A 23505-nucleotide genomic window follows, 5' to 3' on the forward strand; every position below is an offset into this window, starting at 1 on the left:
AGCATTCATTCTCTAAAGGCTTTTTTACCTGATTGCCTACAATTGAGCAATTAGGTCGTGCCCCTGTGTATCTACGATTGTTCCGCGCACAAAATCCCCCACCCGATAGCGCTTGGACGGCTTACTGATCGGCAAAATCCGCACGATTCCATCGATTTCGGGGGCATCGCCCGCGGTGCGGCCAAATCCACCCGCCTCGCTTACCTGATCAACCAAAATGGAGATGCGTTTGCCCACCTGACTTTTGAGTCGATTAACCGAAATTGCTTCGGCTTTGGCCATAAATCGGGCCTGGCGCTCATCCCGAATCGACTGATCCAGGGCGCCTTCCAGTGCATTGGCTGTGGCACCCGCCACCGGAGAATAGGCAAAGCACCCCGCTCGATCAATTTGCGCTTGATCTAAAAAATCCAATAAATAGCTAAACTCTTCTTCAGTTTCCCCGGGGAATCCAGCAATGAAAGTGCTGCGGATGACTAACTCAGGGCAAGTTGCGCGCCATGCCTCTATGCGATCTAAATTACGCTCACCACTAGCAGGACGCTTCATCCGCTTGAGCACATCGGGATGGGCATGCTGCAATGGAATGTCAAGGTAAGGCAAGAGTCCATAGCCATGCTCTTTAAACTCAGCCATGATCGGCAATACATCATCGACGTGCGGATAGGGATAGACGTAATGCAAGCGTACCCACGCTTGATGTTCACGCGCAATTTGATTAAGGGCGCTGACTAAATCCAGCATCTTTGTTTTGAGAGGCTTGCCATCCCAGAAGCCGGTGCGGTATTGCACATCAACGCCATAGGCGCTGGTATCTTGCGACACAACGAGTAGTTCTTTCACGCCAGATTCAAATAGACGCTTTGCCTCGAGCAGGACTTCGCCAATCGGCCGAGATACTAAGTCACCACGCATGCTAGGAATGATGCAAAACGTACAGCGGTGGTTACAGCCTTCCGATATCTTTAAATAGGCGTAATGTTTTGGTGTGAGCTTGACGCCAATAGGCGGCAGTAAATCAGTAAACGGGTCGTGGGGCTTGGGTAAATGCAAATGAATTGCTTGCATCACTTCGGCTGTGGCATGAGGCCCCGTTACTGCAAGCACTTTAGGATGAATGCTTTTAATTAAATCAGAGCCATCGTCATTTTTACGCGCGCCAAGGCAGCCCGTCACAATCACCTTGCCGTTTTCAGACAAGGCTTCACCAATGGCTGCAAGAGACTCTTCGACAGCCGAATCAATAAAGCCGCAGGTATTGACTACGACTAGATCGGCGCCGGAGTAATCCTTTGCGGTCTCATAACCCTCCGCGCTCAATTGCGTGAGGATGAGCTCTGAATCAACTAGCGCCTTAGGGCATCCTAAGGAAACAAAACCAACCTTGCCCGCCACAACTAGTCGTTTTCTTTTTTAGGCGTGGGAGGTGTAAAAGGAAATCCCTTAAACATACTTTGCGAACTTTGCATCTGCTCTTGCATCTTCATAAACAGATCTTTGCTTTGCTCCATGTAGTTGCCCATGAGGCCTTGCATCATCGGGTTCTGCATATTCATGGCTTGCGCCCATGCATCGGCACCGCCAGTAACACCTTTGGATTGATCGTGTAGGGTCCCATGAATATCAACAAAGGACTGCATGGTTTTTTCCAAGTAATTGCCCATCAGGCCTTGCATGGAGTTGCCATAAAAACGAATAATTTGCGATAGCATCTGTGAAGAAAAGACCGGAGAACCGCAGGCCTCTTCTTCCAAGATAATTTGCATCAAAATATTGCGCGTCAGATCGTCTTCGGTTTTGGCATCGACTACTTTGAATGCCTCATTTGCCATCACCAAGCCTTTGATATCGACCAAGGTTACATACGTGCTGGTTTGCGTATCGTAAAGGCGGCGATTAGGGTACTTCTTAATCAGCCGCTCTTCACCCGCTCGTTTTGTTCTGGTTGCCATATCCCCAATCCTCCGCACTACATGAATGCAATAAACGACAGTTTAGCTCCAGAATTATCCGGTATGGATGCCGCCGTTGAGGGAGAAATCGGCTCCGGTAGCAAATGCAGCGTCATCTGAAGCGATATAGGCGCACATGGAGGCGATTTCATCGGGGGTTCCCAGGCGTTTTACTGGAATGGCGGCAACAATCTTTTCGAGCACATCGGGCCGAATTGCCTTGACCATATCGGTTGCAATATAGCCAGGGGAGACCGTATTGATGGTGACCCCTTTTCCGGCCACTTCTTGCGCCAGAGCCATCGTGAAGCCATGTAAACCGGCTTTAGCGGTGGAGTAATTGGTCTGCCCAAACTGCCCTTTTTGGCCGTTGACGGAGGAAATATTGATGACCCGACCCCAGTTATTGTCGATCATGCCCTCGATCACCTGCTTGGTGACGTTAAACAGGGAATTGAGGTTAGTGTCGATGACCGCCTTCCAGTCCTCTGGCGTCATTTTGCGAAAGACGCTGTCCCGTGTAATACCAGCATTGTTGACCAGAATGTCAACGCGGCCTACTTCGGCTTTGACTTTGTCAAACGCCGCTACAGTCGACGCCCAATCTGACACATTGCCTTCAGAGGCGATGAAGTTATAGCCCAGGTCTTTTTGCTCGCCAAGCCAACGATCGCGGCGCGGGGAATTTGGGCCACAGCCCGCAATAACCAAATGCCCTTTTTTAGACAGCCGCTGGCAAATTGCGGTACCAATTCCGCCCATACCACCTGTTACATAAGCAATTCGTTGTGTCATCGTATTACCCTCTTCTCTCTATATGTGCTGCGTCTAAAAGATATTGCATTAATTGATATTGATTACTTAACTTGATTCATCCACTTTTTCTTTGACATACTTACCTGGGGCTGCTATCCCTTTTTTATACTTTGCATTACCGAAAGTGCTGCTCGCCTTTACTTGCTTGCCGCCAAATTGGGCAAGCCATTCCACATAGTCAGGCCACCAACTACCGCGAACATCTTTAGCGCCGGCAAGCCAATCGTCTGCCTTTGCTGGTAAAGCTGGGTTAACCCAGTAGTGGCGTTTATTTTTTGCGGGCGGATTAATCACGCCAGCAATGTGACCCGATGCGCCGAGTACAAAGCGGTTCTTACCTTTGAGAATTTGAGTCGAGCGATAACCGCTATGCCACGGAACAATATGGTCATCGTGTGATGCATAAATATAGGCGGGGCAATCAATTAATGACAGGTCAACTTTTTCGCCACAAACCTTGAGGTTGCCCGGCTTCACCAATTCATTTTGCAGGTAGGTGTGGCGCAAATACCAGCAATACATTGCGCCTGGCAGATTAGTGGAGTCACCGTTCCAATACAGCAAATCAAAGGGCGGCGGTGAATTGCCTTTGAGGTAATTTTCAACTACGTAGTTCCACACCAAATCATTGGGGCGTAAAAAGGAAAAGGTATTGCCGAGATCCAGTCCAGACATCAAACCAAACTGGCCTTGCTCGCCGCCGATGGTGTTTTCTCGAAGCTTAACTGTGTCCTCATCAACAAAAATATCTAAGATTCCGGTGTCACTAAAGTCGAGCAAGGTCGTTAACAAAGTTAAGCTGGCCACCGGCTTTTGTTTGCGGGCCGCCAATACCGCCAACGCATTACTCACCAAGGTTCCACCAACACAGAAGCCCAGCAAATTAATTTGATCTAGACCGCCGATCTCTTTCGTTACTTCGATGGCTTTAATCACGCCATCGCCAATGTAATCATCCCAGGTCACCTTTGCCATTGATTTGTCGGGGTTTTTCCATGACACCAAAAAGACCGTGTGGCCCTGGCTCACCATGTAACGTACTACCGAGTTATCGGGCTGCAAATCAAGGATGTAGTATTTATTGATGCACGGCGGCACCATCAAAAACGGGCGCTCGTATACATTTTCAGTGAGCGGCTTGTATTGAATCAGTTCAAACAAGTGATTGCGAAAGACCACAGCACCTTCGGTGGTGGCTAAATTTTTGCCAATCTCAAAAGCCGTTTCATCGGTTTGCGAGACTTTGCCTTTTTTTAAATCGCCCAGTAAATTCAAAATACCGTTTTGAATTGATTGCCCTTGCGAGCTAATGATGTGCTCGAGCACTTCTGGATTAGTCGCCATGAAATTCGATGGCGAGAGCGCATCCACCATTTGCAGAGTGCTGAACAAAATGCGCTGCTTACTTTTTGCATCAGTCTCGACTGCTTCCGCCAATTCCATTAGATGCTTGGAGTTCAGCAAATACATTCCAGCAATGGCTTTGCTCCACGGCGATTGCCAGGCATTGCCTGAAAAGCGCCGATCTTTAATTTCCAAGGCGCCTGGATTACTAACGTAGGCGGCTAATTCCGTCATGTAATGCTGCTGAATTTCAGATAAGCGCTCAGGCGGAATTAAGGCCATGTGTTGCGGTGCCAAACTTGGCGACTTTCCAGACGGTATTCCAGTAAACATGCTTTTCTCTATTCTCAACCAGGCAGGCCGTACCGGCTTGCCGCACATACTCATTCTCGTTTGAATGGGGCGCAAGGGTTATAAGCACTAACCCTAGCCCTAGAGCTTATACCCTGGCCTAGCGGCGCCAGATAAAAGCAGCAAATCGCCCAGATAGGCCATCGCGGCGATGGGAAAAAAAGTCAGTTTGATCACGAACCGTACAGAATTCCCCGCCATCAATATGGGTCAGGCCTTTGCTCTGAAGGCGCTGCCTAGCCAGTTGGTAGAGGTTGGCCCAATACTTGCCCGGCTTGCCATCGACTGCCATAAATGCCTCAGCGGGCACTGGTAGGCCATGGTTTTGGCCAAAATCATGAAACGCAGAACGCACCTCCTCACCCACCTCAAACGCCTTGGGGCCAATCGCCGGACCAAGCCAGGCAAGGTATTGGGTCGCATTACCGAGCCCTGTTTTTGCCTGCATTGCAACTACGGTATTTTCGAGAACGCCCCCCAATAAACCCCGCCAACCGGCATGGGCGACGCCAATCACCTCACCATCCGGACTGCTGATCAAGACCGGTAAGCAATCAGCAGCCATCACTGTTAGAACGGTATTGGACTTGGTGGTCACCGCCGCATCGGCCTCAATGACCTCTTCGGTTGGAGCCAAATCGGCGTCCCAAACCCGAGTGCCATGGACCTGCTTCAGCCATACCGGCTCGGCTGGGAGCAAAGCCCGCACACGAGCGCGATTTTCGCTCACGGCCAGGGGCTCATCGTTGACGTAGCGGCCTAAGTTGAGGCTATCAAAGGGTGCCTTGCTAACGCCTCCAGCTCGGGTCGTACAAAAGGCTCCAATCTGAGGTGAAGCGGGCCAATTCGGAATAAGTAGCCGAAGCCCGTCCATGGTTTGAAATTGACTGCCGTGCTCACTCATCATGCTGGGGCACCTCTAACTTAGGCTCATCCGGCAAATCCGCAGTAGTCATCCCGACGACTGGCAATAGCGCCATGAGATCGTCTGGCGGCAGACGGTACCACTGGATGACTTGATTGCTTCCCGGATGAATCAGGCTTAAAGCATAGGCATGCAATGCTTGTCTATGCAAGGGCAAGTCTTTGGCCACATTCGGCGCTTTCTTACGATAGACCGGATCGCCCAAGAGGGGAAATCCCAATGACTCTAAATGCACCCGAATTTGATGGGTACGCCCTGTTTCCAGGCGGCACTCCAAAAGCGATACGGGCGCTTGTGCAAAGTGGCCATTAGCCAATCGACGGTAGAGCGTAATTGCAGGCTTACCTTGAATCGAGTGGACGGCCATTTTGAGCCGGTCGCGTTGATCACGCGCCACCATGGCTTGTATTTTTCCCTGCGCTGCGGGCGTTCCCCATACCCAAGCTAAATAGCGGCGTCCCACTGTGCGCTCTTGTAACTGGCGTACCAATGCTGTTTGCGCCAGATCGGTCCGCGCCACCACCATCAGGCCCGATGTCTCTTTATCGAGGCGATGCACAATACCGGCACGCGGCAACTGCGCGAGCTCCGGGTAACGAAATAGCAAACCGTTTAGCAATGTTCCCGACCAATTGCCCGCAGCAGGATGAACCACTAAGCCTGCGGGTTTATTAATCACAATCAGACTAGCATCTTCGTGCACCACATCAAGGGGAATATCCTCCGCCTGAAACGCAAATTGCTCAGGCATTTCTTGGGGATAGACTTTGACGCTCTCGCCGCCCCGCAAAAGGTAACGGGCTCGCGTGACCTTGCCGTCTACGGTCACCGCCCCTGCCTCAACCCAGGTTTTTAAGCGATTTCGGGAATAATCAGGCAAAGCACCTGCCAAAACCTTATCTAGACGCTCGCCAGATGCCTCCCACGGAATTTCTAGGGCAATGAAATCCTCTTCATCGATATAATCAATTGGATTCGAATCAGGAGTTTTCGGCAATGCCACGCTTGAAGTACCCATATGTAGTTATAGCCGACAGTGTAAGGCCTACCAAGGTAAGCCCAAATGCTTTGCCATTCACGTCCCGCATCAGCTCCTTGCTGCTCGGCCTTGCTCTGCTTGCCACCTTATTAATCAGTGGCTGTGCTAGCGATGGCAATAAAGATGAGACCGATGGTTGGTCTGAGACCAAGCTCTACAGTGAGGCTACGGAAAAACTCAAAGACAATGATTTTGCAAAATGCGGAAGCTACTTTGAAAAACTCGAGGCTCGATTCCCGTTTGGCCCTTATTCGCAGCAAGCCCAAATCAATGCCGCCTATTGTTACTGGAAGGCGAGCGAACAAGCTCAAGCCTTAGTAGCGGTTGATCGCTTCATCAAGCTCCACCAAGGCAGTCCAAATCTTGATTACGCTTTCTACCTTAAAGGCTTAATTACCTTTAACGATGATCTGGGATTTTTAGGTAAGTTCACTGGTCAAGATTTAAGCGAGCGCGATCCCAAGGCAGCCCGTGAAGCATTCGAGGCATTTAAGGTAGTGGTGGATCGCTTTCCAAACAGTAAATACGCACCCGATGCGCTGGACCGGATGCGCTACATCGTCAACTCCTTGGCTGAGGCTGATGTCATCGTTGCGCGCTACTACTTTCAGCGCGGCGCCTACCTTGCTGCAGCAAACCGCGCGCAGCTCGTACTCAAAGACTATGACCGTGCACCCGCAGTGGAAGAGGCGCTTTACATTCTGATTAAGTCATACGAGCGCTTAGGCATGACCGATTTAAGTACCGATGGTATTCGGGTGTTTAAGCTCAACTTTCCCGATAGCCAAATGCTCGTTACCGGACAGCGTGCCAAAAAAGAGCGCTCGTGGTGGCAAATCTGGAATAAATAACCTCAGTTATTCCCTTTAGGATTTGCGAATTAATTCGACTGGCACTCGCGGCGCTAGTGCGCAAATGAGTTCATAACCAATCGTGCCGGCAGCGGCAGCAACGGTGTCTGCAGAAACCATCTGCCCCCATAGCTCCACCTTACTTCCGATCTGTGCATCCGGCGCATTGCGTAAATCGATCGTAATCATGTCCATGGATACGCGACCGGCAATCGGACAAATCGCCCCAGCGCTGCCGGACTCAACCCATACCGGAGTACCGTCCGGCGCCTGGCGTGGATAACCATCCGCATAACCACAGGCAATCACGCCAATCCGCATTGCTTCAGGCGCAGTGAACCGACCGCCATAGCCGACATGCTCACCAGCGGCTAAATGCTGGATATCAATGATTTCACTGGTTAGGGACATCACCGGCTGAAGGTGTGCATGTTCAATATCCGCATGGATACCAGTCGGTGAAAGTCCGTACAGCATGATTCCAGGGCGCACCCAGTCACCGAGGGCGGTACGATGCCACAGAATGGCAGCGGAATTTGCCAGGCAAGTCTGGCCAGCCAGACCATCAGTGACTGTCGTAAAGCAATCCATTTGTTCGCCTACCGTTGGCTTCTGATCGATCGCATCGGCATTGGCAAAGTGGGTCATGTGGTGCACCTGATGCCCTAATGAATGGAGCCGGTGGTACATATCCCGATAAGTCGTAGGGGAAAAGCCCAGTCGGTTCATTCCCGAGTTGAGCTTGAGAAAAACCTGAAACGTATGACTAGATTGCTGGGCCAGGCGCTCAAGCAGTCCCACCTGTTCCTGACAATGGACCACCAAATCACAGTCCAGTGACACTGCTTCTGCGAGCTCTTCAGCCTCAAATAAGCCCTCGAGCAATAGGATGCGGCCCTGCCAGCCTTGATTCCGCAGCCACTTCGCGTCCCGCAGATCAAGTAACGCAAATCCATTGGTCTGGCTTAAGCCTTCTAAGATGGACTCTAGGCGATGACCATACGCAGCGGCTTTGACAACCGACCAAATTTGCGCCCCTGGAGCGAGTGCACGCACGCGAGCCAAATTATGGCGAAAGGCCTCAATGTGAATGGATGCCAAAATAGGCCGATTCATATCTGAAACCCCTTTCATGTTTTAATGCTGTAAATGACTCGATTGTACGAATGAACCGTAGTTTTTACACCATTATGGCGGCGCAATTTTTTTCGTCGCTGGCTGATAACGCACTCCTCATTGCGGCTATTGCACTCCTAATCCAGCTGGACGCTCCGGACTGGATGACCCCTTTGCTCAAGCTTTTCTTTGTCTTGTCTTATGTCCTTCTGGCCGCCTTTGTGGGTGCGTTTGCAGACTCTAGGCCCAAGGGTAATGTGATGTTCATCACCAACACGATTAAGTTTGTAGGCTGTGCGGTCATGTTGTTCGGCAGCCACCCCCTGCTATCGTATGCCATTGTCGGCCTTGGTGCTGCTGCCTATTCGCCCGCCAAATACGGCATTCTCACCGAACTGCTCCCCCCGGAACGCTTGGTAGCGGCCAATGGCTGGATTGAGGGCCTAACTGTCGGCTCCATTATTTTGGGCACGGTTTTGGGCGGAGTCCTCATTAGCGTCGGCGTCTCATCGCGCTTACTCGGGTTTGATCTGCCGATGATTGAAACGGGCATCGATACACCGGCCGAAGCCGCTATTTTGGTCATTATGATGATTTACATCATCGCCGCACTCATTAACCTCAAAATTCCTGATACCGGTGCTCGCTACGTCGCCCAAAAAACAAACCTAATCGATTTGATTGTGGATTTTGCCCATTGCTTTAAAACCCTATGGAATGACCGTTTGGGTCAGATCTCCTTGGCCGTAACCACGCTCTTTTGGGGTGCTGGCGCCACCTTGCAATTTATCGTGCTCAAGTGGGCTGAAGTCGCGCTCAATATGAGTCTTTCCCAGGGGGCTATTTTGCAGGCCATCTCTGCAGTAGGCGTGGCCGGAGGCGCAGTCTGGGCTGCCAGCCGCATTCCCCTAAAGCAATCCTTGAAGGTATTGCCCTATGGCGTTGTGATGGGCCTTGTGGTTTGCGTCATGGCCATCTATCACATCGATATGATTCCGCCGATTGTGCTCATCGAGTTTGACAAAATGAAACTCACGCTCAATCTGATTCCGCCGTATGTGCTGCTGATCTTAGTCGGCTGGCTTGCAGGCTACTTCGTCGTGCCAATGAACGCCCTCTTGCAACATCGTGGCCACGTATTGCTCTCCGCAGGCCATTCCATTGCGGTACAAAACTTCAATGAAAATCTGTCTGTCCTCAGCATGCTGCTGCTCTACGCCTTACTCATCTGGCTTGATGTGCCAATTGCCTTTGTCATCACTGGCTTTGGTTTGTCGGTCAGCATCATCATGATCCTCATCATGCGCCGGCATGCTCGCAACCAAGCGGAGTATGACTCCCTGCACCTGATCGGCGAAAGCAAACACTAAGAATCAGTTTATAAGTTTGGTGTTTAAAGACTTTGCAATACCGAGCGGGCAAGTAGTAAATCTTCCCAAAGTAAAGCCTTCTCTTGTGGCTTTGCTAAGACTTGTGCCAATTCCAGCGTTGCAATCAAAGGTACCTCTGTTTCGCCGTGCATCAGGGAATGGATAGCACCACGCAACTCAGTTAAGGGGGCATTTTCCCCCGTTAAGCGCTGCGCACTGGCCGCGCCAAATGCAATTGCTACCAGCGGTACTGTGCTTGATTCGATCAGCGCATCGATGCTCGCCTTTTGGTCTTGCCAGGCCCAAGCGTCATTCGGCAAGCCCAGCGCCCGCACGATGTTTTGAAACAAAGTGAGGGCATCCCCTTGGGGTTTGGTGCCAATAAAAATCCAGCGGCCGCTAATCTCAGCTGAATGCGCCGATGGGTTTGCTGTGAGTTCAGGAGATGCTTGGGTATTGCTTTGAGGCACTGCTGAGGTACTCAGGGTAGCGCTGAGGCCGGAGCGATCCACCCACTCTGTAATGCCCATTTCCCTCAAAAAGGAAGAGCGCATGCTTGCGTTATTGGATGGAGCGGGATTCATGGCGCCTCAAGGGTAATCGATTTTGCCATGACGCCGGCATCTTCACGCTTCCCCGTCACTTCATCAGCCGGGTAATATGCCCTCCGCACGCCAATGATGTCGTAGCCCATGTGCTCATACAATTTCACCGCAGGAATATTGGAGGGGCGCACCTCGAGAATAATGCGACTCATTTTTTGCCGCATCGCAATGCCCTCAATGGCTTGCATCACACGGCTGCCAATGCCATTGCGTCGCAATGCAGGATCGATGGTGATGTTGAGTAAATGCAATTCGTCAACAGCCGGATACAAAATGCAATAGCCCCACAATTCAGGTAAATGACTTGCTAACTTTGTATTGGGTGTCATCTCTGGCCGAATGCAATAGGCCCAATGCCCTGCAGTCAGCGAATCCAAAAAATTACCTTGTGTCCACGGATGGCTATGCGATATTGCCTCCAAAGCCATAACTGCGCGCATATCCGATGGCTGCATCGGCATGAAGGTTAACTGGGCATCCTGGGTAGTCGTCATTTGAGGCATTAATTAAAAAGATTGCTGCAATCCAAAATAGAAGCTTCTATTTTGCACCACGTTCAGCGCTGGTTAACGCTACTTTATTGCGAACATACAAGGGCTCCAATTGATCTACGGCAATGAGCCGCCCTTTAGCCAACATCGCCTTTGCGCAGCGTAATACGCCGCTCGCACTCACCCCAAGAGATCCATCCAGCTGACTGGATGGCAAATACTCCTCAAAATGACTGGAGTATTGCGTGACGGCGCTGCCAAATACGCATTCGCTTATGCCGATTTGGACATCTTCTGGCCTACTCAGCTGAATATCGCCCGTGCGCTCTGGCAACACCGTATTGCCGCCACTCGCTTGTGCAGCTTTCATTACGCTGTAATTGGCCCAATACACTTCACCCATGCGGGCATCAATCGCCACCGTGAATTGATGTTTGCTAACATCCATTGCCTGTATCCAGGGGTGATCGATTGCACTGGCAGCGATGGCATCTAGACTTGCAACCGGTGCTACTGGTAAATGGCTAGCAAGGGCTAAGCCTTGCGCTACTGCAACCGCTAAGCGCACTCCGGTAAAGGCGCCTGGGCCAATACCCACGGCAATCGCTCCCAAGTCCCGTAAGGTAATTCCTTCTTGCTGCAGTAATTCTGTAATCCATGGCAAGAGATGCTGGCTGGCTCCTGGTCCCAGTAATTCATGGCGTAGCACCACGCCCTCAGCCGACGGATCAAGTGAGAGCGCAACCGAACACCAAGCCGATGAAGTGTCGATCGCTAGTATGGGTTTCAAGAACAGTGCCTTAAGACGACAGTGCTTGAATGATGTCTGGCGGCGCTTGAACCAGCTCAATCAGAACACCCTCACCCCCGAATGGAAATTCATCATTACCTTTGGGGTGGATAAAAATAATATCGTGGCCTGCAGCCCCTTTACGTATTCCACCAGGAGCAAAGCGCAGGCCTTTACTGCTGAGCCAGTCATGGGCTATCTGTAAATTATCGACCCAAAGGCCAATGTGGTTCAGAGGCGTTTGATGTACTGCGGGTTTTTTAGCGATATCCACCGGCTGCATCAAATCCACTTCAACCTCATACGCACCTTGACCGATGGCGCAGATGTCTTCATTGACGTTTTCGCGCTCCGATACATAAGTGTCTTTGAAGGTAAAGCCAAGCAAATCGACCCACAAGGAACGCAAACGCACTTTATCTTCGCCACCAATAGCAATTTGCTGGATACCTAAAATACGAAATGGCCTTGCGTCACTCATCCTCTGTCCTTTACTCAAAACGAATAATGATTTGGTCCACCGCGAGGCTATCGCCCTCGTTGGCCAAGATTTCAGAAACGACGCCGTCCTGCAATGCCGAGAGGGTGTTTTCCATTTTCATGGCTTCTATCGAGGCGAGTTTCTGGCCTGCTGTAACACGATCGCCCTCCTTCACTAATAACTTAGTTAAAAGACCTGGCATCGGCGATAAGACCATTTTCGAGGTATCTGGCGGCAACTTGACTGGCATACGTGCCTGCATCTCGGCACCAAGCGGACTTAAGACGATGCATTCGTATTGGGCGCCATCGAGCACTAAATAGTAACGAATACCTCGGCGCTCGACTTGTGCCGATATGGACTGCGTACCGTTGATGGTGGCATTGAGGACAATTTGGCCTGGGCGCCATTCACTAGCAATGTCGTAGCGACTAATACCCTCTGCAGTTTCGACATAAACCGAGTAGACGCCATCTTTGTGCTCAACCCGCGTTGGTATGTTGATGGGATCATTCATCGAACCCACCCGCTTGCCGGTTACCAATACAAATTGTTTGGCAATTTGCATCTCATGGCCTGGCAGCTGACCATCAATCACTTGAATGTATTCCAGGTAGCGTGTACGCATGAAAGTGGCGAGCGCAGCCAGGCGATTGGGATCGGCCGGCTGAACGGAATCCCGCTGAAATCCATTGGGGTACTCTTCTGGAATAAAGCCAGTTGTGAAGTCGCCAGAAACAAAGCGCGGATGTTGCAAGAGCGCTGCCTGAAACGAAATATTTGAATGAATTCCGCGAATCACAAATTGATTGAGTGCGTGGCGCATTTTATGAATCGCATCCATCCGATCACGACCATGCACAATCAGCTTGGCAATCATCGAGTCATAGTACATTGGGATTTCTCCGCCCTCGTATACACCCGTATCAACACGTACGCCATTTTCTTCTGCTGGAGGACGGTATTTCACGAGGCGGCCAGTGGATGGTAAAAAGTTGCGGAAGGGATCGTCGGCATTAATCCGGCACTCCATGGACCAGCCATCGAGCTTGATCTGGTCTTGAGTAAAAGAGAGCTTTTCGCCAGCAGCAACCCGAATCATTTGCTCTACTAAATCCAGTCCCGTAATCGATTCCGTCACGGGATGCTCCACTTGCAGGCGGGTATTCATCTCCAGAAAGTAAAAGGATTTATCTTTTCCAACGACAAACTCGACCGTGCCGGCCGATTGGTAATTGACGGCGCGTGCCAAGGCAACGGCTTGCTCACCCATGGCTTTGCGGGTGGCTGGGTCAATAAAAGGCGATGGCGCTTCTTCAATCACTTTTTGGTGGCGGCGCTGAATCGAGCAGTCACGCTCCCAGAGATAGACGATATTGCCGTGGGCATCGCCGAGTATCTGAATCTCAATGTGGCGCGGACCCTCGACAAACTTCTCAATAAATACGCGGTCATCGCCAAAGCTATTGAGGGCCTCGGTACGGCAGGCCGCAAAACCTTCAAACGCCTCTTGATCATTGTGCGCAACCCGCAGGCCCTTACCGCCGCCGCCAGCCGATGCTTTGATCATCACGGGATAGCCGATGTCCTTAGCAATGTTGACCGCGACGTCTGGACTATCAATCGCCTCGTTAAAGCCAGGAATAGTATTAACCTTTGCTTCCATCGCAAGTTTTTTAGAGGCAATCTTATCGCCCATGGCAGCAATCGCCCCAAACTTAGGCCCGATAAAGACAATGCCCTCTTCTTCGCAGCGCCGTGCAAATTGCTCGTTCTCGGATAAAAATCCATAGCCCGGATGCACTGCTTGAGCGCCAGTCTCTTTACAGGCCTGAATGATACGGTCCATCACCAAATAGGATTCGCGCGATGGCGCAGGCCCGATGCAGACTGCTTCATCGGCCAGCTGAACGTGCCTTGCTTCGCGATCGGCTTCAGAAAAAACCGCAACGGTTTCAATGCCCATGCGTTTGGCCGTTTTAATCACGCGGCACGCAATCTCGCCACGATTGGCGATCAGTATCTTTTTAAATAAAGTGGTTTTCATGTGATCATGCCTATCCATTACAGGGGAATATTGCCGTGTTTACGTTCTGGATTTTTGAGGTCCTTGTCTTTGAGCATGGCCAGTGACCGTGCAATACGCTTACGTGACTCATGCGGCAAGATCACATCATCGATGTAGCCACGCCGACCTGCTACAAAGGGGTTAGCAAACTTGGCTTTGTATTCCGCCTCACGTGCAGCGATTTTTTGGGGATCACTTTTTTCTTCGCGGAAGATGATTTCGACAGCGCCTTTTGGGCCCATCACCGCAATCTCAGCGGAAGGCCATGCAAAGTTCACATCGCCGCGCAGGTGCTTGGATGCCATCACATCATAGGCACCGCCATAGGCTTTACGGGTAATCAGGGTAACTTTGGGTACGGTGCAGTCTGCATAGGCGTAAAGTAATTTCGCGCCATGTTTAATAATGCCGCCGTATTCTTGCGCAGTACCTGGCATAAAGCCAGGAACATCGACTAGGGTAACAACAGGAATATTAAAGGCGTCGCAAAAACGCACAAAACGGGCAGCCTTAATCGATGCTTTGATGTCTAAGCAGCCAGCCAAAACCAGAGGTTGATTGGCGACGATGCCAATCGTTTGCCCTTCGATCCGACCAAAACCAATCAAAATATTTTTGGCGTAATCGGGTTGCAACTCAAAGAACTCCCCATCGTCTGCAATCTTGCGAATCAACTCATGCATGTCGTAGGGTTGATTGGGATTGGCGGGGACCAAGGTATCCAGTGAATAATCCAGCGCTTCATCGCGCCGAGCCGAGCGCAAAATCGGTGGTTTTTCTTTATTCGATAAGGGCAAGTAGTTGAAGAAGCGGCGCAGCATCATGATCGCTTCAACATCATTTTCAAAGGCCAAATCACACACACCTGAAACCGTCGAATGGGTTACTGCTCCGCCCAGCTCTTCTGCGGTTACATCTTCGTGGGTCACGGTTTTGACAACCTCAGGACCCGTTACAAACATATAAGAACTGTCTTTCACCATAAAAATAAAGTCAGTCAGTGCCGGTGAGTACACCGCGCCGCCAGCAGACGGGCCCATGATTAAGGAGATTTGTGGAATCACGCCCGAAGCGGTCACATTGCGCTGAAAGATATCGGCATAGCCACCCAGGGACGCAACCCCCTCCTGAATGCGGGCGCCGCCCGAATCATTTAAGCCAATGACGGGAGCGCCAACTTTCATGGCCTGGTCCATGATCTTGCAAATCTTCTCGGCATGAGCTTCGGATAAAGAGCCGCCCAGAACCGTAAAGTCTTGGGAAAACACAAATACCAGCCGTCCATTAATCATGCCGTAACCCGTGACAACACCATCGCCAGGTACGGTTTGATCTGCCATCCCAAAATCGGTGCAGCGGTGCTCAACAAACATATCCCATTCTTCAAAGCTGCCTGCGTCCAAGAGCAATTCGATGCGCTCACGGGCGGTTAACTTGCCTTTGGCATGCTGTGCCTGAATCCGTTTTTGTCCGCCACCTAGGCGCGCGAGTTCGCGCTTGGCTTCGAGTTGATGGATGATGTCTTGCATACTGACTCCTTAGAAAGAGGTGTGGCCCATTGCCTCGAGTAGGCGCCTTGCAGCAACCGAGGGGGCGATGGTTCCGAGATTGACGGCATTGCTCAGTTCGGGAAGCAAAGCCTGAACCGCAGGATTATTTTTAAATATACTTTTCAATCCAGCATCGATACGTTCCCACATCCAGGCACCTGACTGGACTTGACGCCGGGCAGCCAATCGACCATTGGCCGTTTGTAGTTTCTGGAAGCGCAGAATGTGATCCCATAAATCGGGGATGCCAGTCCCTTGCAATGCCGATAAGGACATGACCATAGGATGCCAATACTCGGCATCGTACGAGGCGTGATCCGGATTTCCCTGAAAGCCCAATAATCGCAGTGAGCTGGTAATAAATGCTTGTGCACGCATGGCAGCATTAGGATCAATGTCGGCTTTATTAATGACGATCAAGTCAGCCAACTCCATGACCCCCTTTTTAATCGCCTGCAAATCATCGCCTGCATTGGGTAATTGCAATAGCAAAAATAAATCGGTCATGCCAGCCACAGCAATTTCACTCTGACCAACACCGACGGTTTCCACAATCACGACGTCGTGCCCAGCCGCTTCTGCAACTAAAAGCGCCTCACGGGTTTTTTCAGCAACGCCGCCCAATGTTCCGGAAGAGGGGCTCGGCCGAATAAATGCACATTCATGTACCGATAGCCGCTCCATGCGGGTCTTGTCACCCAAGATTGATCCGCCCGATAGGCTTGAGGATGGATCGATTGCTAGAACAGCCACGCGATGCCCGCGCTCAATCAAATAGAGTCCTAGGGTTTCAATCAGGGTTGACTTCCCTACCCCCGGAACGCCGGAGATACCCAACCGAAAGGACTTGCCAGTCTTTGGCAGCAAAGCATTCAGCAATTCATCTGCACGCTTGCGATGATCCAGGCGGGTCGACTCAAGCAAGGTAATGGCCTTGGCTAAGGCGCGGCGCTGCGCTGGTCCTGATGGACCCGTAATTGCATCAAACAAGGCTTGATCAGCGGCAGGCAGCATGGTGAATTAGAGCGGCTTTGCCTGTTTGCGAATTTGCTCGAGTACGTCTTTGGCAGATGCCGGAATCGGGGTGCCTGGACCGTAAATTCCTTTTACGCCCGCCTCATACAAGAATTCATAATCTTGTCGCGGAATGACGCCGCCAACGAAGACTATGATGTCATCGGCGCCCTGCTTGCGCAATTCAGCGATGATCGCTGGCACCAAGGTTTTATGGCCAGCTGCCAAAGTAGAGATGCCTAATGCGTGAACGTCATTCTCAATTGCCTGACGCGCACATTCCTCTGGAGTCTGAAACAGGGGTCCAATATCCACGTCGAAACCCAGATCCGCAAATGCAGTAGCGACGACTTTTGCGCCGCGATCATGGCCATCTTGACCAAGCTTGGCAATCATCACGCGAGGTCTGCGTCCAAAATCGCTCGCGAATTGAGCGAGCTCCCCTTTGAGTTTTTCCCAGCCCTCGGCTGAGTCATAAGCAGCTGCATACACTCCGGTCACCTTTTGCGTATCGGCGCGATGGCGCCCGTAGACTTGTTCTAAAGCGTCAGATACTTCACCGACGGTAGCACGCAAGCGCATTGCTGCCACCGCTAACTCCAATAAATTGCCGGTTTGATCTGCCGCTGCCTTGGTTAGCGCCTCCAGTGCAGCCGCTACCTTTTTACTATCGCGCGATGCCTTAATCGAATTTAAGCGCTCGATTTGATTGACGCGCACTTTGTCGTTATCAATCACCAAGACATCGACTAATTCTTCTTTATCCAGTTTGTATTTATTCACGCCCACGATGACGTCGGCGCCCGAATCAATTTTGGCTTGCTTTTCAGCAGCAGCGGCTTCAATTTTGAGCTTAGCCCAACCGCTTTCAACCGCTTTGGTCATGCCGCCCATGGCGTCTACTTCGAGCACAATTTCCCATGCCTTATCGGCCATCTCTTGCGTGAGGTTTTCCATCATGTAGGAGCCGGCCCAAGGATCAATCACGCTGGTGATGTGGGTTTCTTCCTGAAGAATTAACTGGGTGTTGCGCGCAATTCGGCTCGAGGTTTCCGATGGCAAGGCAATCGCTTCGTCAAACGAATTGGTATGCAGGGACTGGGTGCCGCCAAACACTGCTGCCATCGCTTCCACCGTGGTGCGCACCACATTGTTATAGGGATCTTGTTCAGTTAAAGACCAACCCGAGGTCTGGCAATGGGTTCGTAGCATCAGTGATTTTGGATTTTGCGGATTGAACTCTTTCATGATGCGCCACCACAGCAAACGAGCGGCGCGTAATTTCGCTACCTCCAAATAGAAGTTCATGCCGATCGCAAAAAAGAATGAGAGGCGTCCAGCAAAGCCGTCGACATCTAAGCCCTTGGCTAATGCGGTTTTAACGTACTCTTTGCCGTCGGCTAAGGTGAAGGCAAGTTCCAATACTTGATTGGCGCCAGCTTCTTGCATGTGATAACCCGAGATCGAGATCGAGTTGAACTTAGGCATGTGCTTTGCGGTGTACTCAATGATGTCGCCAATGATGCGCATCGATGGCTCTGGCGGATAGATATACGTATTGCGAACCATGAACTCTTTCAGAATGTCATTCTGAATCGTCCCGGAGAGCTGAGCTTGGCTCACGCCCTGCTCTTCGCCTGCTACGATGTAGCCAGCAAGCACTGGCAATACAGCGCCATTCATGGTCATGGATACCGAAACGGTATCGAGCGGAATGCCATTGAAGAGGATTTTCATATCCTCGACGGAGTCAATCGCAACGCCAGCCTTACCCACATCACCAGTAACACGGGGATGATCGGAATCGTAGCCCCGGTGGGTTGCTAAATCGAATGCAACCGAGACGCCCTGACCACCGGCTGCCAACGCTTTACGGTAAAACGCATTGGATTCTTCTGCGGTCGAGAAGCCAGCGTATTGGCGAATGGTCCAAGGCCTAACCGCATACATGGTGGCTTGTGGCCCGCGTACAAATGGCTCAAATCCAGGCAAGGTATTGGCATACGGCAGGCTGGCAGAATCTGCTGCCGTATACAGGGCTTTTAAGTGAATGCCATCTGGCGTATTCCAGCCCAGTGCATCAGTATTGCCATTGGGGGCTGATTTTTGCGCTGCTTTTTCCCAATCGCTCAATCCCACTTGTTTGGAATCAGGCCATGGATTGGGCTTAGCACTGGATGAACTCATTTCACTTACTCCTGTTGGCTTAGTGACGACATCATGTTTAATTATTGCTATTTTGCTTGACAAATGGACTTCTGTCTAGATATTGTATACATAATTATGAATACAATTTCAGTAGAAATCCATGAATTTAAGCAATAAACCCCTTTACCATGACGTCGCAGAACGTCTGCGCGCGCAAATTTTCGCGCACACACTACCGCCCGGCAGCTGGCTGGATGAGCAAAGCTTGGCGATCACCTTTGGTATCAGCCGAACGCCCATGCGCGAAGCAATCAAGGTGCTCGCCTCCGAGGGCTTGGTGACCATGAAGCCGAGACGCGGCGCTTACGTTACCGAGGTGGAGAGCGGCGATTTAGAGCAGATTTTTGCTGTTTTAGCCCAATTAGAGGGGTTTGCAGCCAAGGAAGCCGCGATTAAAGCCAGCGAAGCACAACTCAATCAATTGGATAATTTGCACTTAAAACTTGAAAAAGCCGCTGCCGACCGTGATGAAGAGCAGTTTTTTGAGATCAACGTGCGCTTTCACGAGCTGATCATGGAGATTGCAGGTAACCGCTGGATGAATGGAGTGGTTGACGACCTACGCAAGGTACTTAAATTACAACGTCGGGATTCTTTAGGCCGTTCCGGACGATTACAGAGTGCCTTAAACGAGCACCGTAACATCCTGAAAGCATTGATAAAAAGGGATGGGGCTGCTGCACAAGACGCCATGCAAGCCCACCTTGCGCGCGGGCTCGAGGCCACGCGCTAGGCTTTTACTGAATTACTTCTTAATCACCATGGTGCCAGGCAATGAGGCAATGTAAGCAGCCATGTTGCGTAAATCCGCATCGCTGTACTGGGCGACTTGGGATGTCATAACGGCATTTTTACGGCCGAATTGTGGGTTATTCGACACCTGGTAGGAGCGTAAAGCGTAATACAGGTAATCAGCGTACTGTCCGGCAATCTTGGGGTAGGCCGGAGCAACCGGCTCATTCAAATTGGCGCCATGGCAGGCGGCACAATTGTTCTTTTCAACCAGCTCTTTTCCTTTAGCGAGATTGGAAGCCTGAGCAATACCAATGCTGGAAAGTAAAAAAGAAATCAGGAGTGCAACTTTCATAAATAGACCTCTAAATCAAAATTACTTTAAGGGATTTGTGGGAGAGGTCGAATTTTGTGCGGCGTAATACGCGCTCACATCGGCCATATCTTGAGGAGTCATGCTGCCAGCAATGGAGCGCATCGTGGGATGCTTACGCTCCCCTGACTTGTACGCCTCTAAGGCAGCGTAAATATAGGCGGCATTTTGGCCACCAATTTTCGGTACGCGATAAACCAAAGGATAGTCAGCGCGGTATTCAGGAATGGCATGGCAGCCAGTGCAAAGCCAAACTTTGGCCTGGCCAGCCTCGGCAGAGCCTTTGACATCCTGTGCCTGTACATTCACAGAGAGAACAGAAAATCCAGCGCCGACAGTGAATATCAGTGTGGACAATAAACGGGTCACGGCAGTTTTTTTCATGGAAATCATCAATATATAAAAAACAGACTAATTTGCTTGCAAGAGTATAGCGGACAGCGCTCAATTACTCATTTTTACCGCATTTAGCGGTAAGATTCTACCCTCTCCTTTACCCCTAAAAAGTACCTAAATATATGTCTACTAAACCCATCAGCGATCGCCTTAAAGACCTCGGTATTGAGCTCCCCGCCACCGCAAGCCCTGCTGCCGCTTACGTCATGGCCGTGACCACCGGCTCTACCGTCTTTGTTTCTGGGCATATCGCCAAGCAAGGCGGTAAGCCCTGGGTTGGTAAATTAGGTCTTGATATGGATACTGCTAGCGGTAAAGCCGCAGCGCGCTCGATTGCGATCGATTTAATGGCCACCTTACAGTCGCATTTGGGTTCACTGGATCGCGTCAAGCGCATTGTGAAAGTGATGGGACTGGTTAACTCGACCGACCTCTTTACTGAGCAGCATCTGGTGGTCAATGGCTGCTCCGAGCTGTTATTTGACGTCTTTGGCGAAGCCGGCAAACATGCTCGTAGTGCCTTTGGGGTAACTCAAATCCCCCTAGGTGCCTGCGTTGAAATTGAACTCATCGCCGAGATTGAGTAAGGCCCAGTAAAAAAGCCAAGTTAATCATCGCTCAGCCCGGCTTTATCTGTTCCAAGGCAGTGACCTAATTCGGGCTTAGCTTTCCATCTCTTAAGCGTGGCTCTAAATAATGGCCCTTGCGCGCGCGGTTACCCGCAAACGACTTCAAGGTCTTACTATCGAGACTTAACTCAGTTGGCTTTCCAGCCCGGCCTGCGCCAGAATAAGTGGCGCCATCTGGGCCCACGGCAACCGCCGACGCTAGGCGCTCTTTATCATCAAGCCCCATCAAAATGACGCCCTTACCGCCGGTTGGTAGGCGCTTGAGCTCATCCAGCGGGAAGACTAATAGCCGCGCACTTTCCGATAAACAGGCGACCTGTTTCATACCAGGGCGAACCTTGCTGGCCCCCAGTGGGGCATCGCCCGGGCTGAACTTGCTGTCAACGCCAATAAAGGATTTGCCCGCCTTATTGCGGGTCAGCATATCGGACACATTTGCTAAGAAGCCATTACCAGCCCGCGTTGAAATCAACACCAAATCATCCAATTGGCCGGCGTAATAGGCCACCATTTGCGAGCCTGCTGCTAAGTTAATAAAGCTAGTCAAGGGGGCGCCATCACCGCGCGCTCCGGGCAACTCGCTAACAGGAACGGTGTACACACGACCGTCACTGCCGAAGCCTTGCATCACATCAACCGTGCGGCACTCATATGTGGCGTAGAGCGCATCACCCGACTTAAACGAAAACTGCTGTGCGTCGTGTTCATGGCCTTGGCGAACGCGAACCCAGCCCTTTTGCGACACGATGACCGTGACCGGCTCATCAATTACTTTAGCTTCAGCGATTGCGCGCTTATCTTCCTGAATTAAAGTACGACGCTCATCGCCAAACTCTTTGGCATCGGCTTCAATTTCCTTGATGATGCGTTTACGCAAGGTGCTATCACTCTGCAACAGGCCATCTAAATCCGCTTTTTCGGTTTGGAGTTCTTTGAGCTCTTGCTCAATCTTAATTGCCTCCAGCCGTGCCAATTGGCGCAAACGAATTTCAAGAATATCTTCGGCTTGGCGATCGCTGAGCTTAAAAGCAGTAATCAGATCAGCCTTTGGCTCATCACTATTGCGAATGATTTTGATGACCTTATCAATATTGAGCAAAATAATCTGGCGGCCTTCCAGAATATGAATGCGGGCATTGACTTTGCCAAGGCGATGCTCGGTGCGGCGCGTTACCGTTGCAACGCGGAAGGCAATCCACTCGGAAATGATGTCTTTTAAATTCTTTTGGCGTGGCCGGCCATCATTGCCAATCATCACGAGATTAATTGGCGCATTGGACTCAAGCGAAGTGTGTGCAAGCAGCAAATTGACGAAGTCATTGACTTCCACATTCTTGCTCTTGGGTTCAAACACTAAGCGTACCGCGGCGTCTTTGCTGGATTCGTCACGAACACAATCGAGTACATTCAAAATGGCTGCTTTGGTATTGCTTTGATCGGGCGTTAATGATTTTTTGCCCAATTTGATTTTGGGGTTAGTCAGCTCTTCAATCTCTTGCAGTACCCGCTGCGTCGACGTTGCTGGTGGCAACTCATTCACCACAATTTGCCATTGACCGCGGGCCAATTCTTCGACTGACCAGCGTGCCCGCACTTTTAAACTGCCGCGACCACCCTCGTAAATCTGGGCAATATCACTGGCAGACGAAATAATTTGACCGCCACCTGGAAAATCTGGGCCCGGCACAATCGCCAGCAAATCAGTGCTGCTCATGTTCGGCGACTTCATGAGCGCTATGGCAGCTGCAGCCACCTCGCGCAAATTATGCGATGGGATTTCCGTGGCCATGCCCACTGCAATGCCAGATGCGCCATTCAGCAATACAAAAGGCAGGCGCGCCGGAAGTAATTTAGGTTCCTGAAACGAGCCATCGTAGTTTGGCGCAAACGCAACCGTACCTTCATCGATTTCACTCAGCAGTAAGTGGGTCGCAATCTTGGTGAGGCGCGCTTCGGTGTAGCGCATCGCTGCAGCCCCATCGCCGTCACGTGAACCAAAGTTGCCCTGACCATCAATCAGGGGGTAACGCAATGAGAAGCTTTGGGCCAATCGAACCAAGGCATCGTAAGCCGATTGATCACCATGCGGATGAAATTTACCCAATACGTCACCAACCACCCGAGCGCTTTTCACTGGCTTTGCATCCGAACGCAAGCCCATCTCGCTCATCGAGAAGAGAATACGCCGCTGTACAGGCTTTTGACCGTCGGCCACTTCAGGCAGAGCGCGGCCCTTCACTACGCTAATTGCGTAATCTAAATAGGCTCTCTCCGCATAGACCGCCAGCGTTAAGCCTTCGCTTCCATCGCCTCCGTCACCATCCATGCTGCCAGATGATGCGCGTGGTGGAATAGGAGGTGAACCGACGCTTGCGCCAGCACTGTCTATCGCAAATAAATCCGC

General features: G+C 51.0%; 22 protein-coding genes. 4 read left to right on the forward strand and 18 right to left on the reverse strand.

The genetic code is table 11. The features are described from left to right. Positions 1-36: 36 nt before the first annotated feature. From rimO to Q8M75_RS00325, 6 genes are all read right to left on the reverse strand, one after another. Positions 37-1395 carry a 30S ribosomal protein S12 methylthiotransferase RimO gene (gene rimO, locus Q8M75_RS00300; RefSeq protein WP_305484934.1) on the reverse strand — a complete coding sequence of 453 codons (1359 nt, stop codon included), beginning with the start codon at positions 1393-1395 and terminating at the stop codon, positions 37-39. A 2-nt stretch (positions 1396-1397) separates the two neighbouring features. Then, positions 1398-1952, reverse strand: a complete 555-nt coding sequence (phaR, locus tag Q8M75_RS00305) for a polyhydroxyalkanoate synthesis repressor PhaR (protein WP_305484937.1) — start codon at positions 1950-1952, stop codon at positions 1398-1400. A 54-nt stretch (positions 1953-2006) separates the two neighbouring features. Continuing rightward, a complete protein-coding gene (locus Q8M75_RS00310; protein ID WP_305484939.1) occupies positions 2007-2747 on the reverse strand; it encodes a 3-ketoacyl-ACP reductase in 741 nt (246 codons plus the stop codon). Between the two features lie 66 nt (positions 2748-2813). Then, positions 2814-4445, reverse strand: coding sequence for a class I poly(R)-hydroxyalkanoic acid synthase (phaC, locus tag Q8M75_RS00315; protein ID WP_305484942.1), 1632 nt, complete (start codon positions 4443-4445; stop codon positions 2814-2816). Positions 4446-4563: 118 nt separating this feature from the next. Beyond that, on the reverse strand, positions 4564-5370 hold the full coding sequence (gene pgeF, locus Q8M75_RS00320; protein ID WP_305484944.1) for a peptidoglycan editing factor PgeF: 807 nt from the start codon (positions 5368-5370) through the stop codon (positions 4564-4566). Next, a complete protein-coding gene (locus tag Q8M75_RS00325; protein WP_371131719.1) occupies positions 5360-6391 on the reverse strand; it encodes an RluA family pseudouridine synthase in 1032 nt (343 codons plus the stop codon). The genes pgeF and Q8M75_RS00325 overlap by 11 nt, the downstream gene beginning before the upstream one ends. Between Q8M75_RS00325 and Q8M75_RS00330 the strand changes: the two genes are divergently transcribed. Then, positions 6385-7278: an outer membrane protein assembly factor BamD gene (locus Q8M75_RS00330; RefSeq protein WP_305484948.1), complete on the forward strand. Its 894-nt coding sequence runs from the start codon at positions 6385-6387 to the stop codon at positions 7276-7278. The genes Q8M75_RS00325 and Q8M75_RS00330 overlap by 7 nt on opposite strands. A 15-nt stretch (positions 7279-7293) precedes the next feature. On the opposite strand, the gene alr is transcribed toward Q8M75_RS00330, so the two are convergent. Then, a complete protein-coding gene (gene alr / locus Q8M75_RS00335; protein WP_305484950.1) occupies positions 7294-8394 on the reverse strand; it encodes an alanine racemase in 1101 nt (366 codons plus the stop codon). Between the two features lie 50 nt (positions 8395-8444). On the opposite strand from alr, the gene lplT reads away from it, so the two are divergent. Continuing rightward, positions 8445-9764 carry a lysophospholipid transporter LplT gene (gene lplT, locus Q8M75_RS00340; protein WP_305484952.1) on the forward strand — a complete coding sequence of 440 codons (1320 nt, stop codon included), beginning with the start codon at positions 8445-8447 and terminating at the stop codon, positions 9762-9764. A 23-nt stretch (positions 9765-9787) separates the two neighbouring features. Here lplT and Q8M75_RS00345 read toward each other — a convergent pair whose 3' ends face one another. From Q8M75_RS00345 to scpA, 8 genes are read right to left on the reverse strand one after another with little or no spacing between them, the layout of a single operon-like run. Next, positions 9788-10348: a DNA polymerase III subunit psi gene (locus Q8M75_RS00345; RefSeq protein WP_305484954.1), complete on the reverse strand. Its 561-nt coding sequence runs from the start codon at positions 10346-10348 to the stop codon at positions 9788-9790. Then, the gene (gene rimI, locus Q8M75_RS00350) at positions 10345-10863 is read right to left on the reverse strand and encodes a ribosomal protein S18-alanine N-acetyltransferase (protein ID WP_305484957.1); all 519 of its coding nucleotides are present in this window, start codon (positions 10861-10863) and stop codon (positions 10345-10347) included. Before rimI ends, Q8M75_RS00345 begins: the two co-directional genes overlap by 4 nt. 46 nt (positions 10864-10909) lie before the next feature. Continuing rightward, entirely contained in the window at positions 10910-11650 is a 741-nt protein-coding gene (gene tsaB, locus Q8M75_RS00355; protein ID WP_305484959.1) for a tRNA (adenosine(37)-N6)-threonylcarbamoyltransferase complex dimerization subunit type 1 TsaB, read from the reverse strand. Between the two features lie 10 nt (positions 11651-11660). After that, positions 11661-12131 carry a VOC family protein gene (locus Q8M75_RS00360; protein ID WP_305484961.1) on the reverse strand — a complete coding sequence of 157 codons (471 nt, stop codon included), beginning with the start codon at positions 12129-12131 and terminating at the stop codon, positions 11661-11663. A 10-nt stretch (positions 12132-12141) separates the two neighbouring features. Further along, the gene (accC, locus tag Q8M75_RS00365) at positions 12142-14178 is read right to left on the reverse strand and encodes an acetyl-CoA carboxylase biotin carboxylase subunit (RefSeq protein ID WP_305484963.1); all 2037 of its coding nucleotides are present in this window, start codon (positions 14176-14178) and stop codon (positions 12142-12144) included. Between the two features lie 17 nt (positions 14179-14195). Continuing rightward, complete coding sequence (locus Q8M75_RS00370) at positions 14196-15728, reverse strand: acyl-CoA carboxylase subunit beta (protein ID WP_305484964.1); 1533 nt, start codon at positions 15726-15728, stop codon at positions 14196-14198. 9 nt (positions 15729-15737) lie between these two features. After that, positions 15738-16763: a methylmalonyl Co-A mutase-associated GTPase MeaB gene (gene meaB, locus Q8M75_RS00375; RefSeq protein ID WP_305484966.1), complete on the reverse strand. Its 1026-nt coding sequence runs from the start codon at positions 16761-16763 to the stop codon at positions 15738-15740. A gap of 6 nt (positions 16764-16769) precedes the next feature. Continuing rightward, on the reverse strand, positions 16770-18950 hold the full coding sequence (gene scpA, locus Q8M75_RS00380) for a methylmalonyl-CoA mutase (RefSeq protein WP_305484968.1): 2181 nt from the start codon (positions 18948-18950) through the stop codon (positions 16770-16772). A 121-nt stretch (positions 18951-19071) separates the two neighbouring features. Between scpA and Q8M75_RS00385 the strand changes: the two genes are divergently transcribed. Further along, entirely contained in the window at positions 19072-19704 is a 633-nt protein-coding gene (locus tag Q8M75_RS00385; RefSeq protein ID WP_305484970.1) for a GntR family transcriptional regulator, read from the forward strand. A 12-nt stretch (positions 19705-19716) separates the two neighbouring features. Here the strand turns inward: Q8M75_RS00385 and Q8M75_RS00390 are convergent, their stop codons facing one another. Together Q8M75_RS00390 and Q8M75_RS00395 are read right to left on the reverse strand one after the other, a co-directional pair. Further along, positions 19717-20058: a cytochrome c gene (locus Q8M75_RS00390; protein WP_305484973.1), complete on the reverse strand. Its 342-nt coding sequence runs from the start codon at positions 20056-20058 to the stop codon at positions 19717-19719. A gap of 21 nt (positions 20059-20079) precedes the next feature. Continuing rightward, positions 20080-20460, reverse strand: coding sequence for a cytochrome c (locus tag Q8M75_RS00395; protein ID WP_305484975.1), 381 nt, complete (start codon positions 20458-20460; stop codon positions 20080-20082). A 134-nt stretch (positions 20461-20594) separates the two neighbouring features. On the opposite strand from Q8M75_RS00395, the gene Q8M75_RS00400 reads away from it, so the two are divergent. Then, entirely contained in the window at positions 20595-21059 is a 465-nt protein-coding gene (locus tag Q8M75_RS00400) for a RidA family protein (RefSeq protein WP_305484976.1), read from the forward strand. Positions 21060-21123: 64 nt separating this feature from the next. Here the strand turns inward: Q8M75_RS00400 and parC are convergent, their stop codons facing one another. Continuing rightward, entirely contained in the window at positions 21124-23427 is a 2304-nt protein-coding gene (parC, locus tag Q8M75_RS00405; RefSeq protein WP_305485212.1) for a DNA topoisomerase IV subunit A, read from the reverse strand. Positions 23428-23505: the final 78 nt, after the last annotated feature.

It is taken from the genome of Polynucleobacter sp. (genome assembly GCF_030693775.1).
Classification (GTDB): Bacteria; Pseudomonadota; Gammaproteobacteria; order Burkholderiales; family Burkholderiaceae; genus Polynucleobacter.

What these genes read in the sequence shown, in the direction of transcription:
- phaR (WP_305484937.1), bottom strand. Translation starts at nt 1,952, where the DNA reads ATGGCAACCAGAACAAAACGAGCGGGTGAAGAGCGGCTGATTAAGAAG.
- Q8M75_RS00310 (WP_305484939.1), bottom strand. Translation starts at nt 2,747, where the DNA reads ATGACACAACGAATTGCTTATGTAACAGGTGGTATGGGCGGAATTGGT.
- phaC (WP_305484942.1), bottom strand. Translation starts at nt 4,445, where the DNA reads ATGTTTACTGGAATACCGTCTGGAAAGTCGCCAAGTTTGGCACCGCAA.
- pgeF (WP_305484944.1), bottom strand. Translation starts at nt 5,370, where the DNA reads ATGATGAGTGAGCACGGCAGTCAATTTCAAACCATGGACGGGCTTCGG.
- Q8M75_RS00330 (WP_305484948.1), top strand. Translation starts at nt 6,385, where the DNA reads ATGCCACGCTTGAAGTACCCATATGTAGTTATAGCCGACAGTGTAAGG.
- alr (WP_305484950.1), bottom strand. Translation starts at nt 8,394, where the DNA reads ATGAATCGGCCTATTTTGGCATCCATTCACATTGAGGCCTTTCGCCAT.
- lplT (WP_305484952.1), top strand. Translation starts at nt 8,445, where the DNA reads ATGAACCGTAGTTTTTACACCATTATGGCGGCGCAATTTTTTTCGTCG.
- Q8M75_RS00345 (WP_305484954.1), bottom strand. Translation starts at nt 10,348, where the DNA reads ATGAATCCCGCTCCATCCAATAACGCAAGCATGCGCTCTTCCTTTTTG.
- rimI (WP_305484957.1), bottom strand. Translation starts at nt 10,863, where the DNA reads ATGACGACTACCCAGGATGCCCAGTTAACCTTCATGCCGATGCAGCCA.
- Q8M75_RS00360 (WP_305484961.1), bottom strand. Translation starts at nt 12,131, where the DNA reads ATGAGTGACGCAAGGCCATTTCGTATTTTAGGTATCCAGCAAATTGCT.
- accC (WP_305484963.1), bottom strand. Translation starts at nt 14,178, where the DNA reads ATGAAAACCACTTTATTTAAAAAGATACTGATCGCCAATCGTGGCGAG.
- Q8M75_RS00370 (WP_305484964.1), bottom strand. Translation starts at nt 15,728, where the DNA reads ATGCAAGACATCATCCATCAACTCGAAGCCAAGCGCGAACTCGCGCGC.
- meaB (WP_305484966.1), bottom strand. Translation starts at nt 16,763, where the DNA reads ATGCTGCCTGCCGCTGATCAAGCCTTGTTTGATGCAATTACGGGTCCA.
- scpA (WP_305484968.1), bottom strand. Translation starts at nt 18,950, where the DNA reads ATGAGTTCATCCAGTGCTAAGCCCAATCCATGGCCTGATTCCAAACAA.
- Q8M75_RS00385 (WP_305484970.1), top strand. Translation starts at nt 19,072, where the DNA reads ATGAATTTAAGCAATAAACCCCTTTACCATGACGTCGCAGAACGTCTG.
- Q8M75_RS00390 (WP_305484973.1), bottom strand. Translation starts at nt 20,058, where the DNA reads ATGAAAGTTGCACTCCTGATTTCTTTTTTACTTTCCAGCATTGGTATT.
- Q8M75_RS00395 (WP_305484975.1), bottom strand. Translation starts at nt 20,460, where the DNA reads ATGAAAAAAACTGCCGTGACCCGTTTATTGTCCACACTGATATTCACT.
- Q8M75_RS00400 (WP_305484976.1), top strand. Translation starts at nt 20,595, where the DNA reads ATGTCTACTAAACCCATCAGCGATCGCCTTAAAGACCTCGGTATTGAG.
- parC (WP_305485212.1), bottom strand. Translation starts at nt 23,427, where the DNA reads ATGGATGGTGACGGAGGCGATGGAAGCGAAGGCTTAACGCTGGCGGTC.